The organism is Rhodohalobacter barkolensis (genome assembly GCF_002834295.1).
GTDB lineage: Bacteria > Bacteroidota > Rhodothermia > Balneolales > Balneolaceae > Rhodohalobacter > Rhodohalobacter barkolensis.
The window spans coordinates 507,445-519,816 of sequence record NZ_PISP01000003.1 but is presented as its reverse complement, the minus strand read 5'-3'; the positions used below and the strand labels follow the sequence as shown (position 1 = coordinate 519,816).

The following is a 12,372-nucleotide window of genomic DNA, read 5'->3' as shown; positions in this document are numbered from 1 at the left end:
TATTCAACCATAGGTTTTTATAATATCGTTGGTAATACTCAGCCCAAGCCCGGTCCCCTGAGTCCCTTTCTTGGTCGAAAAGAACGGCTGCACGATTTTGTCTTTCATCTCGTCAGGTATACCGGCCCGTTGTTTTCGATTTCTATGGTTAGAGATTTTTCAGTTTGATAGGTTCGGACCGTCAGTTTTGGCTGATAATCTCCTGAACCCTGCTGCGTGATTTTCGCAGTCCCGATACTTCTGGGCACCCTGCACACCGTACCCTGCCCCGGCAGTTTTCAAATACCCCGGGGCGCTCCTCGCAGCTGTCAAGATCCAGGATCACAACCAACGGCCGTAAAGAGAGCCCGGACAATTCCCGGGCCTTTAATTAGATTTATCAACGAGACAATCCCCTGCAGGATGAATTCATGCCGGCAACTACATCCTGTCAATGATGATTCTCGGGGGCGATTCCCCTTTGGCAAACACTCCTGCACCACGAACAAAAACGGCATAAATATACTCGCCAACTTTGGCCCCAGGCGCTAACGGTCGCATGAGTGATTCTCCGTCTTCCAGCTCAAAAGAGCTACCGCCAAAGAGGCTCTCGTCAAACTGGAACGAGATATCAGATCCCTCCGCTGTCCAGCTGACCCGGTCATTTTTTTTCGCGAGAACAGTGCTCTTCGTTTCATCGTTTTTGTAAACAACACGCCACTCGTCGTCTACCATTTTCACAACCAGTTCATGGAGGATGGATTGATTATCCTCAGACTGTGACTGCGCAAAGAGCACATTGGAAACAGGAAACAGTACGAGTACCGATACAAATGCAATAATTGATTTTATCTTCATAAAATTCTCCTTATTAGGCTTGGTTTTGGTTAATGTGTGTACATACATTCTTTCTATTCAGCGAGGCTCCGTTTCTAAAATCTCCTGAAAACGCGGATCTCTTATCAGCTCCTGAAGTTCAGGTTGATTTACAATGTCAGATCTCGAATAGCCGGCATCCACCGCACTTTTAATCCAGAACAGTGCTTCCGGCCTGTCACCCACCTGTTCAAATACGCTTCCAGCCAGATACATAATTGTGGCACTTTCGGGGTCATATTCAAGTGCCTGCTCAGCATATCTTCTTGCTCGGCTGTTGTTTCCGAGCCGGGCCTCATATCCGGCCATGTCTATAATGACGTCCGGATTGTTCGGATTGATTTCGTTCTGCTCTATTGCCAACTCAAGAGCACGTTCGTAGACAGAAAACGACTGACTCCGTTTGCCGGGAGACCAGTAGTAGGCACTTGCCAGGTTTCCCCACAGAACGTAGTTACCATCGTTTATCTCGAGAGCCGTTTCATACATGTTGGCCGATTCCGGATACCTTCCTTCTGTATAATAGAGTGTACCGAGGTTTGAAGCTGCACTATAAGTTTTTTCGAGGTCAAGGGATTTCTCATACATGACCCGAGCTTCTTCAAGCTGTTCAGTAAAATAGTGCATGCTGCCAAGGTTCATATAGCCACGGTAATTATCGGGGGTGACCTCTATCACGCGCCTGAATTGCTCTTTCGCTTTATCATAGTTGCTGTTCCTGAAATAAAAAGCCCCGAGATTGTTGTACCCTGCCCAGTAGTCCGGTTTTAGAGAAATGGCGCGTTTATAGGTTGATTCAGCCTCTTCGTAATCCCCGGTATACTCGTATGCTTCAGCCAGCCCCAGGTAAGCATCAGCACTGGTTGGATCGCTTGACAGGGCGTCATTAAAATATTGTACTGCATCCTCGTAGTTTCCTGTTCCTGAACTGATCATTCCCCTTGTAATATTCACCTGCAGGAGATTTTTATTCAGGTCATAGGCAATTTTACTCTCCTCAACTGCCCGGTCAATCCAAGACCGCTCTCTAGTGTTTTCATACTTGCTCCAGTATGCCTGTCCCAGCCCAGCGTGTGCAAGTGCAAAATCGTTATCTATCGCCACAGCTTCACTGAAAGCTTCGATGGCGTTGTCGATATTTTCTGATTTTTGCTCATATTTTTGAAGATAGCCGAGACCCTGAACATAGAGTTCAAATGCAGCCGGCACCCGGGTGTTGCCTTCATTTATTACCCCGATTGCCTCCTGATTCAGTTCAAGGTTCAGCATTGCCAAAAGGTTTTCTACCGATTTGTCATGCAGCTCCAGCACCTCGGAAGCATCAACATCCACAACCGCCGAATTTATCTGACGAAGATTTTTTGAATCGATTAGCGTAATTGTCAGCCGAAGACGATCACTAATAGGCTGTAGACTTCCGGCAATAGCATAGTTCACACCAAACATCCGGTTGGCTTCACCGGCGCTCGTGATGCTATGACTTCTCAACTCTCCGGGCGGCACCACCCAGAGATCGGTCTGGAACTGCTCCAGCCGGGAGAGCTGGCTCGTTATCGTCTCAACAAGACCGTCGGCAAATACCTGGCGACTTGGGTCAGCCCCAATGTTTGAAAAGGGGAGAACCGCCACATGAATAAATTCCGGGCCGGGCGCAGCGGAACCGGGTTGAAGCAGGTCAGACCCATTGAACAGCAGAAAAACGGTTAGAAACAGAATGGCAAGAACGCCCGATCCGAATAGTACTTTCCTTGTTCGAAGAGCAGGTATGCCGGAACTGGGCTTCTTCAGTTCGTTAGATGATAACTTAACGTTCGCTGTCGAATAACCTGCAATCTCAAGCAGCTCTTCAATCAGTTCAGTTGCTGATGGGTACCTGTTTTCTGTCTCTTTTGAGAGGCAACGTTCGATCACGCTGATGAACTGTGCAGGCAGCTGATACTCCTCCGCTTCCAGGGGAGGCGGATCTGTGTTCATAATCGAATACATAATGGAGTGTTCATAGTCCCCGCCAAATGGCAGGCGTCCCGTCACCATCTGGTAAAGCACCACCCCAAAAGACCAAATATCTGATTGTTTATCCACCCCTTCACCCCGAATCTGTTCAGGCGACATATAGGAGATTGTACCGAGCGTGGATCCGGCGCGGGTTATCTCTTCCACACCGGCCGTTTTTGCCAGTCCGAAATCCAGGATTTTAACCTGTCCTTTTTCGGTTACCATGATATTTGCCGGCTTGATATCGCGGTGAATCACTTCTTTCTGATGGGCCGCATCCAGGCCCCTGGCAATCTGAATCGCATAGTCCAGGATTTGTTCAGATCCTGTTTTATGCTCTCCTTGTTTCCCGGTGTTCACCGAACCGTTTGTAGGCAGCCCGGTTTGATGACCGGCCTTGCTGATAAGGGCCTCACCAAGGTTTACGCCGTCCACATATTCCATCACAATAAATCGTACGCCCCGGTCATCTTCTTCTATTCCGTAGATCTGGCAAATATTGGAGTGATTAATTTGCGCGATGGACTGGGCTTCCTGCAAAAACCGTTTTTGTGATTCAGCATCAACTGTGGATGCTCCCGGTAAAAACTTCAGAGCCACATCCCGGCTGAGCTTTGTATCGCGAGCTTTATATACCACACCCATACCGCCCGCACCGATTTTCCCGGTTATGATATAGTGAGATATGGTTCTGTCAGTCAAATCCATTACTCAAATTTTTTACCGGTTATCATTGTAAATTTGCTCACACCTATATCCTGGCTTGTTATTGCCGTAGCGGATTTCGATCGGTTTTCGAGGGCCATTTTCCACCTGTAAAGATTGCCCAGCGTATGATTAAGCCTTCCCAGAAAAGAGTTGAACAATCCCTCTTTTTCGTAGTAATCAACCGAAGCGGCATCATCCCACATCGTAAGGGAGATCATCTCACCGGCATGACCGGAATTATCCAATAAAAATGCAAACCGGCATCCGTTTACCGATTCCAGTTCCGGCAGGATTTCGTTGTAGTATATTTTTTTGAACTCCTCTGCCCGGCCCGGTTTAACTTTCAGTGAAAGAATTCTCAGATAGCCGGTCTTTGCCGCAAGGTGTGGCGGCAAGTGATCCTGTTTTCCGGAAATTGCAAACGATTTCACTTCGGGTTCAGACTCCACCGGAATGTATTCTACGGTATCGTCTCTGGAGAGCTGAATTTTCCACTCATCACCTTCTTCAAATGTATGCTCAACTTCCCTCAGATTTTTCCGGTATTCACCTGAGAGTACATAATTTTCCGCATCGTTATCACTGCGCCAAAGTGTTAAAGAGATATATTTGGAAGGTTGGTCCTGACGCTGCATCAGCCCGGCAAAAATGCATCCGCGCGTATTTTCAAGAGCCGGAATAATCTTTTCGGCGTAAAGGTGTTCCAGGCTCAGGTCATCACCTTTCTTAACGGCCGCTTCTACCATTCGTAACTGCATAGTGCTCCTCCTGTCCGGTTTCAGTTCTTTTTAGGGCCAGGGCGGTAACATCATCGAAAAGCTGTACCTTTCCGCAGTAGTCCAGGCACATATCAACCACATGCCTGATAAGGCTGTCCGGTGACTCGCTGTGCCTTTGTGCATTTTGAAGCAGTTCAAAAACAGGTTCCTCACCCAGTAGTTCATCTTCCTCGTTGGATACGTCGGTAACGCCATCTGAAAAAATAAACAGAAGATCTCCTTCATCGAGGCGTATCGTTTCCTCTTCATACTCCATTCCCTCCATCATCCCCAGCGGTAACCCTCCTGTTTTCAGCCTAAGGTGGGTGCCGTTATTTTTCATCAAAAACGGATAGTCGTGACCGGCGCTTGAATAGTGAATTGTGTGGGCGGATGTATCCAGAATGGCGAGAAAAAGGGTGGCAAATTTATCGGCATTTGTGCTTTGGTAAAGCTGCCTGTTGGCATTTTTAAGAATTTCCCCCGGCTTCACCAGGTGATAGGTCTGTCCGTGAAGAACAGCCTGCAGGTTTGTCATCAGCAATGACGCCGGCAGGCCCTTTCCGCTGATATCCCCCAGGCACAGCGCCCAGCGGTTTTCATCCATTCGGATATAGTCAAAATAATCGCCGCCAACCTCCCTGGCGGTTACATTTTTCCCCGCTACAGAGTAACCGTCGATTTGAGGTGCGGCCATTGGCAGCATCTTTTTCTGAATGGATGAAGCCAGTTCAAGCTCCTTCCGCATAAACTGGTACGCCTGTTGCTCCTCATAAAACCGTGCATTTTCAACTACTTGGGCAGACTGAGCCGATATGATGGATAGAAGCCGCTGGTCAGACTCTGAAAAACCCGAAGCGTTGTCACCGCGTTTATTGTAGATCGTAAGAATCCCGATCAGTTTTGACCTTGCCATCAGGGGGGCACTCAACAGGCACCGGATAGAGTTGTCCCAATCTACATTTCGAAACCTGGAATCATTTTCAGGTTCGTTGATCAGAAGTGGTTTTTTGTTGATCTGCATCCAGCCCAAGAGATTTTGATTCAGGTGCAGGGGGGAGTGCTCGCTCGTGGCAACCATGCTTCTGACAAGCGTGTGTGTGGGATTGGCCTGGTCTTCGTCAATAAGCGTGATATCTCCCTGTTCAGCTCCAAGTGCCCTTATCGACTTACCGATGATAGACCGCATAATTACTTCACTATCCAGACTGCCTCCTATGGCCAGGGCCAGGTCGTTCAGGATTGCAAGTTCATCCACCGCTCCCCGTAGACGCCTGTTTTCTTCCTCGAGGCGCTTCAATTCGTCCGGCAGAATATTATGGGAATGATCTTCTTTCATAAATATGGTATAGGGTTAACATCCTGTTTTACTACGGTTTCACGGTTCTCTTCAGCTTTCAGGTTGAGCAAAGCGGTTCAACAGTTCTAATTTTGCAGATGCAGATCCTCAAACTGTCCGGGAAAAGTCAATCAGACACAATTGAGTTAACGGACAAAATCCAAGGTGCGTGCATTCTATTATCAATAATTTATTCATTATAAAAATCACTCTTTCTCCTATGGAAGTTTAAATAATAGGTCTGTATTATCATAGAAATTTCGATTTAAGTGTTTTCATTTTTTAATCAAAGGGCCAGGATTTACTGACTTTTATAGGGTAAAGACCCGTCTGCTATACATTTACGGAATACGCCATTTACAAATTTACAACTCTGCGAAGAGTACACGGGGCATGTTCAAAATGCCTCCATTTGTACTCCCTAACATGGATATAACGGCACCAATAGTGATCAGGGTTAGCCCGGCAGGGCCGAAAACCCTGCTTCCAACTTCTGCCAGTGGATTTTCCTGAAAATTCACAAGATCACTCCCTAACACACCAAGAGATATAGTTTGTATGAGCATATACAGAACCAGAACACCGGCTATTCCGAGGAAGATTGCCCGAGGCACGGTTTTCTGAGGGTTTTTAACCTCACCGCCAACCGACAAACCCACCTCGGCTCCCATAAAAGCGAAAAATAGGATGAGCGACATCTGTCCAATACTTCCCATTGAGGGAATCGTCTCCCAGTATAGGTTGACGCCAGTGACATCTTTCCAACCAATCATTGCCAGTAGTACCAGGGGTGTTAGCTTGGCAATGGTCATGAGTACAACCAAGCCAATCCCATGCTTTACTCCCCTCACATTGATCCAGGCAAAACCGCCGAAGATCAGCAGAAAAAAGAGTATCCTGAAAATACTCACTTCAAGAAGCGGAGTAAAAGAGGCCAGAATATCAGCGGCTGCATTGACAATGGCTGCTTCAGCTGCCAGGGCTGCAATCAGGAAGAGGTTGGCCGTCATAAAACCGGCGTACTTACCAAACGCTGATTCAATATAGGTGTATGGCCCGCCCGAGTCGGTAACCTCACTTCCGGCTTCGGCAAAACAGAGCATAATCAGCGCAATGAGGAGTCCGCAGAAGAGGTAGCCTAAGAGGCTTGCAGAACCTAGTCCGGCAGCCACAATGGCCGGCAGCACAAATATTCCGGCTCCCACCATGATGTTTACAATATTGGCGCTGAGACCCCACACGCCGATGGTGCGCTTAAGCCCTTCTTCTTTTTGGAGGGGTGATACTGAATTGGATGATTCCATAATGTGGACAGATTTGTTTGGGTATCGTTCCGATTTCCATCAAAAAACTACTCTCTCACGATGTGGAATGCTTGTACTTATCGTGCAAATGTTTGGACTCACCCCGCATTTAATGGATTAAAACAGGAATAGGAGTGTAAATCAAAACTCCTGTCATCATTCGAAAAACTTCGAGCCCTCGTGCCTGCGTACCGAAGTGTTACTGCATGCAGGTATGTTTTCATAACCTAAAACCAAAGCTTTGGGCAATTTATAAGCCCGCTTTTAAACCGCGAAGGCGCTAAAACCCGAGGGAACACGAAGAAAATACGACCAAATTGTTGTAAAGAGACCTTCCTGAAATCTTCAGCAGTATATGACACTTCACCAAGCGATTCATTTTCCTATAAATCAATATCTACATTGACTGTAATCTTTGGATCATTGAGTCTGCCCGGACTATTCTACCCTGAACTCCTGCAACATACCATCTCCTGAATGGTAATGACACCAGAAAGCATACCGGCCCGGCTCAAAGTCTGCGGTGAAGTAAGCTGTGTACCCCTCCGGCATGTCCTCGGCACCGCCGATGAAGTAGAAATCGGAGCCGGTTAAGTCAAGGGTCTCCATTGCCGTAGCGAAATCCTCGACTGTCTGATTTGGTCCGAGTCGCGCGACGTGAACGTCATGCGGTTTACCCTCGGGTTGATCTACGAAACGGACACGGACGGTGTGACGTCCCGGTGTAATGACTCCGTCCATTTCGAATTCGAGGCCGCGGAGCGTCATGGTGATGTCAGTTTTCGGCTCAGGGGCACCGGAATCTTTTTCTGTGACCGTTAGCGGACGCATCATGCCGAGGGTGCTGTGTGACGTTCCATCAGCGGTCTGAACCGGGCAGACCATCGCGTATTCACCCGGATCCAGTTTCACCGTGGTCTCACCCGTCATTCCTGGAGCCAGCGCAGCAGGTCCGCCCATAATCACGTTATCACCCCACCAGTCAGGCGTTGAGCCAGTTGCCTCGCGCTGAACGGTGGCTTCGTTGTACTCCGCGTAAGAGACTCCCTCAGGCAGCTGAATGAGTATCATGACGTGATGCTCCTCGCCTTGGTTCGGCATACGAAAAGTCGTCCAGCCGGAAGGAATTTCGGAGGGGCCGGCAAACACAAAGTCCAGTGCAGCGTACTCAACGACATGCTGGCTTTCCTGCGAATGACCTGCCTCCTGTGCCATCGACATGTTACCGTTGTTAGGCGATTCCATCCTGTTTTCGTCTCCGGAATTTCCACAGGCAGTAATAATTAGTGCTGCTGTGAAAAGCATCAGCATAGTCAGGTAACGGTTATATTTTATCATCATAATTATATTTTTGTTGGAAGTTTAGACTCTAAGTCTCCCATTGTTAAGGGGGGACTTTTCACCTCAATATTTATTAATCCCCCGTGAATCGATTTTTCGAAAAACTTATCTGATCAATTTCTGCCCTTTCATTAGCCATCCAACATCTCCTGCATTTCCTGTTTCAGCGACGCGAAATCAATAGGCTTGGTGAAAAACTCTTTGGCTCCAAAATCTATGGCTCTCCGGTAGTTTTCGTCATCTCCGTAAGCCGAAATCATGCTCACCTGGATTTGAGGAAACTGTGATTTAACCTTGTTGAGCAGTTCCAATCCCGACATTCCGGGCATATTGATGTCCGAAAAAATATAGAGAACATCGGGTGGCTCAGTGTTATGAAGGCGGTCCAATGCGTCCTGACCCGAAAAGGCAAACTCCAGCTCAATCAACCCGCTCCGGATCTCTTTTCTGAATTTCTGCTTAAAAAGCATTTCCACATCGCGTTCGTCGTCAACAACTAAAAATTTCATAACAGATTCTTTTTGTAGCCTTTATCATTTGATGATTGTCATAGATGCCTTTTTATAAAAAACAGCAGCAACCGTAACCAAAACAAAAAAACGGTGGCCACTGTCTTAGCGTAATCAGCTTATCACTCCCAGGTTGAAAAAAGCGGCTCTGCAAAATAAGTTCGATCATTTTTGCAGCTTACTACTGAACTCATCTCTTGGTCGTAGTTTTCTGCAATTTTATAGTAATTTTGAGCCATATTTCCCCGGTGTTCAAAACTCTGCCACCAGACTGCAGAAATAAAATCAAACTCGGCATCTTCAAAGCCCAGGTAGGGTACTTGGAAATGAACGCCATATCCGCCCATGTCATTTTCAAGAGCAGCCTGATGTACATCTTTTTGAACCTGAACAGCATAGTCCATTGATACATCCTTTTTTAACGTACAATCTGAAAGTTGTAGCGGCCATCTCTGATCGGCAGTTTCATTTTCCCGAAAATCATTTACAACAACATGGTCCATTGTTGCGTAGACCACGCGGCACGTATGGGCCTCATTTTCCATGTCTTCATCGATATACTTATTTACGTAGTCGCCATACTCTTTGTACATTTCTTCGCCATTGGGCCACATGCCGGCAATAATATGAGTAACACCTTCAAGGCGCTGTCCCGTAATCAATGGGCGAAGCAGATATTGATTGTATTGATTGCCTTCCGCAGCAACTTTTTCACCATATTCCTTGGCATTGTTTATCACATCCTCAAATGTGAATCCTTCATTCAGCTGACAGAGCAGATATTCCATACGTACATGTTCTTCGGTTTCCTGAGCTACTGCATTCACTGCCATAAAGGCGATGACTGTAAGTAACAGAGTAGAGGTTAATCGTTTTTTCATGTTGATTATTCTATTGGTTTAGGTGTTTAGATATCTGCCCGTCAAGCCAGACTTGAAATGAATCGGCATACTAAACATTGAAGAGATAAGGCATTCGCCAACGTAGTTACTCCCGTTTCCAAACTTATTTTACTATTTACTCTTGTCACAGTCTTGGACTATCAACGCGAATTTTTGGACTTTTCGAACGTTTTTGAAGTTTGAGGCCTAAAAGGAGGGAGATTCTGGCCGAAAAGATGGTGATTGGGAGGTAGTCGCCGTTCAATTTATAAATAAAAAAAGCAGCCACAGTTCCAAAACGAACCGATGACTGCTGATTTTTTCTCCTGATTTAATCTAAAAGTATTATTGCTCTGAATATGCCCTGAATGATTCTGATGCCGGCTTATACATTATTCCCAACTCTTGTTCCGCAAGTTTGCCACTATACACAAACCGGCGTTTTTCAATTACCGGCTCGCTGTTCAGCATTCGTGAAATATCCGACACTTTCCAGCTCTCGTTACTCAGGTAATATTGCTTGCCGTGCAGTCCGCCCTTCGTGGCCGCCCTGAAAATTCCCTCGGCCACATCGCGGACGTCAACGATGGCAAACTCCATGTCGTTGTCATAAAGCATTTGCACAAAAGGGTTGGGTGCAATCTTATGTTTGAACAGATACTGCAGTCCCATGGATGTGGAATCATCCCGCTGGGATAGAGCCGGCCCCATCACGCCTGTTGGGTACACGCTTACGATTTCAATATCGGTATCCGTATTCTCTTTGATAAATTTCCGGACAACCTGGTCAGCGTAATATTTCGCCTGACAATATGGATGCCCCTCTTCATTCAGGTGCGGCTCATCGTTTTCGGTGTAGAGATGATCCGCCGGACGCCCTTCAACCGGCAAAGGATACCCTGTGTTATATGCGGCAACGGAGGCCACAACCACCACTTGCTTTACTGTGCCCGATTCCTGAACAAGCGCCAGGAAATTCTCGGTGCCTTTGATGGTGGGCTCAAAAAGCTCTTTGGTTGGATCTTTTACATCCAGCTGAAACGGCGTGCCGGTGTGAACTACAATATCACATCCATCCATAAAGGCCCTTAGGGAATCGATGTCCGTCACGTCGGCCTGAACAATGGCCAGGTTTTCTGCATTCTGAAGCTGCTTCAGATGCTGGTACTTTTTCTTTTTAGAGATATCCCTGGCAGTCACCTTCACATTATAGTTCTCTTCGAGAAAACGTTTGGTGACGTAGCTGCCGATATATCCTGAACCGCCAATAATACCTGCTGTTTTCATAATTTTCCAATTTTAGCGTTGTTATTAAAGCCCCGAAACAAAGTCGTTCTCAAAAACTTCATTCCGGGGTCTTCTCTTTCTTGATCTATTCTGCTTCTGCATCAGCCAACTGTTTGGTATCCACGTACTGCTGAAATCGTGTGATCATGCCATTTTCAAACCACCAAAGATGAACATGCTGTGCATTGATCGTCTTACCGGTTGCAGCATGCGTTCCCTGGTATCTTCCGGTAGCCAATACCATATCTTCACCAACTCCGTATACGTTTTGATCTGTGAGAACAAATGTCTCCCATTCCTGTCCGATCCGTCCAAATACTCCTTCGGCAACTGCCTGTGGCCCTATATACGGGTTTCCATCCGCGACGGAATTGCTTTCAGCTTCATTCCACACAATATCGGGCGAGAATGTTGCCAGGACAGCCCCGCCGTCTCCGGCTGCAAAGGCTTCATATAAACCTTCTATGATCTCTACATTTGGATTACTGTTTTGCGTTTGAACGCAGGCCGTCATTAAAAAGGAAACGGTTAGTAGAGAGGCTAAAATGATTTTGGTTGGTTTTGTTTTCATAATATTTGTTTACCCGGGTTTGAGTTTTTGAACATGACAATCATCTGACAATTAAATTCGCCTTTGATTAGCTAGTGGCTTTTTATACATGCACCGGCTAATAATTGAAAGGCTGTTTTCGAATTAAAAACTACATCAGGGAACAACTCAACTCTTGTACAAACCACGCATTTGTTTGGATTATTGAGTCATAAATGGGAAAAACGACTCTTTTCAGAGCTCCTGCCGGTAACGCGGAGATCCTTCCGCTCAGGCGAAAGACACGCCTTCGGTCAGGATGACAATATGTTTTCGGTTAGGTAGCGCGGCGAATAAAACTCAGATCCCGAACCTGGTTAATTGCCGCGCCGCGAATAAATTGGCATTGGCGGCGTAAATGGGAGTTTAGTAAGGTTGGAAAAGTTAAACGCCGCCATTTATTCCGACAAGCCCTGTCATTTCGAGCGAAACACCAGTGATTTTTCCCAACGGGATGCCTTCGGCGCCGTTGTGGAGTCGAGAAATCTCCTTGCGCTTGGGACTCATTTAACCAACGCATTTTCAAAACTCCCTCCAATCACAAGAAGATCTCCCTGTTCTGACTCCTGCCCGTCAAAAGGAGATCCCTCCATGCATTCGCTCCGCTCATTTAGTCGGGATGACAAGACACGTGGAGTAGAAAAGCGGGCAGCGCAGATCAAAACCCATTGCCAACTTCCTGACCTGATGCGCCGCCCGTTGAAATATAACACACCCTGTCATGTCGAGCGGAGGCCTCTTTTGGCCGTAGTCGAGACATCTCCCGGTTCATAGAACTAACTTAAACAACGCATTTTCAAGGCTCC

The 12,372-nt window shown here is 46.8% G+C and carries 11 protein-coding genes; all 11 read right to left on the bottom strand.

What is annotated here, in order from left to right:
• Nucleotides 1-3 precede the first annotated feature (3 nt).
• Nucleotides 4-108 (bottom strand): sensor histidine kinase, encoded by a 105-nt coding sequence (locus CWD77_RS15825; protein WP_108722898.1) that lies wholly within the window; start codon nt 106-108, stop codon nt 4-6.
• 312 nt (nt 109-420) lie between these two features.
• A complete protein-coding gene (locus CWD77_RS12130) occupies nt 421-837 on the bottom strand; it encodes a hypothetical protein (RefSeq protein ID WP_133120232.1) in 417 nt (138 codons plus the stop codon).
• Between the two features lie 57 nt (nt 838-894).
• Entirely contained in the window at nt 895-3,558 is a 2,664-nt protein-coding gene (locus CWD77_RS12125; protein WP_101073826.1) for a serine/threonine-protein kinase, read from the bottom strand.
• Nucleotides 3,558-4,316 carry an antibiotic biosynthesis monooxygenase family protein gene (locus CWD77_RS12120; RefSeq protein WP_101073825.1) on the bottom strand — a complete coding sequence of 253 codons (759 nt, stop codon included), beginning with the start codon at nt 4,314-4,316 and terminating at the stop codon, nt 3,558-3,560. The genes CWD77_RS12125 and CWD77_RS12120 overlap by 1 nt, the downstream gene beginning before the upstream one ends.
• Complete coding sequence (locus CWD77_RS12115) at nt 4,285-5,655, bottom strand: PP2C family protein-serine/threonine phosphatase (protein ID WP_101073824.1); 1,371 nt, start codon at nt 5,653-5,655, stop codon at nt 4,285-4,287. Before CWD77_RS12115 ends, CWD77_RS12120 begins: the two co-directional genes overlap by 32 nt.
• Nucleotides 5,656-6,020: 365 nt before the next feature.
• Nucleotides 6,021-6,959 (bottom strand): APC family permease, encoded by a 939-nt coding sequence (locus CWD77_RS12110; protein WP_101073823.1) that lies wholly within the window; start codon nt 6,957-6,959, stop codon nt 6,021-6,023.
• A gap of 438 nt (nt 6,960-7,397) precedes the next feature.
• Nucleotides 7,398-8,300 (bottom strand): hypothetical protein, encoded by a 903-nt coding sequence (locus CWD77_RS12105; RefSeq protein ID WP_101073822.1) that lies wholly within the window; start codon nt 8,298-8,300, stop codon nt 7,398-7,400.
• Between the two features lie 131 nt (nt 8,301-8,431).
• A complete protein-coding gene (locus CWD77_RS12100) occupies nt 8,432-8,809 on the bottom strand; it encodes a response regulator transcription factor (RefSeq protein ID WP_101073821.1) in 378 nt (125 codons plus the stop codon).
• Nucleotides 8,810-8,931: 122 nt separating this feature from the next.
• Nucleotides 8,932-9,690, bottom strand: coding sequence for a hypothetical protein (locus CWD77_RS12095; RefSeq protein WP_133120231.1), 759 nt, complete (start codon nt 9,688-9,690; stop codon nt 8,932-8,934).
• Between the two features lie 345 nt (nt 9,691-10,035).
• Nucleotides 10,036-10,977 (bottom strand): SDR family NAD(P)-dependent oxidoreductase, encoded by a 942-nt coding sequence (locus CWD77_RS12090; RefSeq protein WP_101073819.1) that lies wholly within the window; start codon nt 10,975-10,977, stop codon nt 10,036-10,038.
• A gap of 85 nt (nt 10,978-11,062) precedes the next feature.
• Nucleotides 11,063-11,548 carry a nuclear transport factor 2 family protein gene (locus CWD77_RS12085; RefSeq protein WP_206018009.1) on the bottom strand — a complete coding sequence of 162 codons (486 nt, stop codon included), beginning with the start codon at nt 11,546-11,548 and terminating at the stop codon, nt 11,063-11,065.
• Between the last annotated feature and the right edge of the window lie 824 nt (nt 11,549-12,372).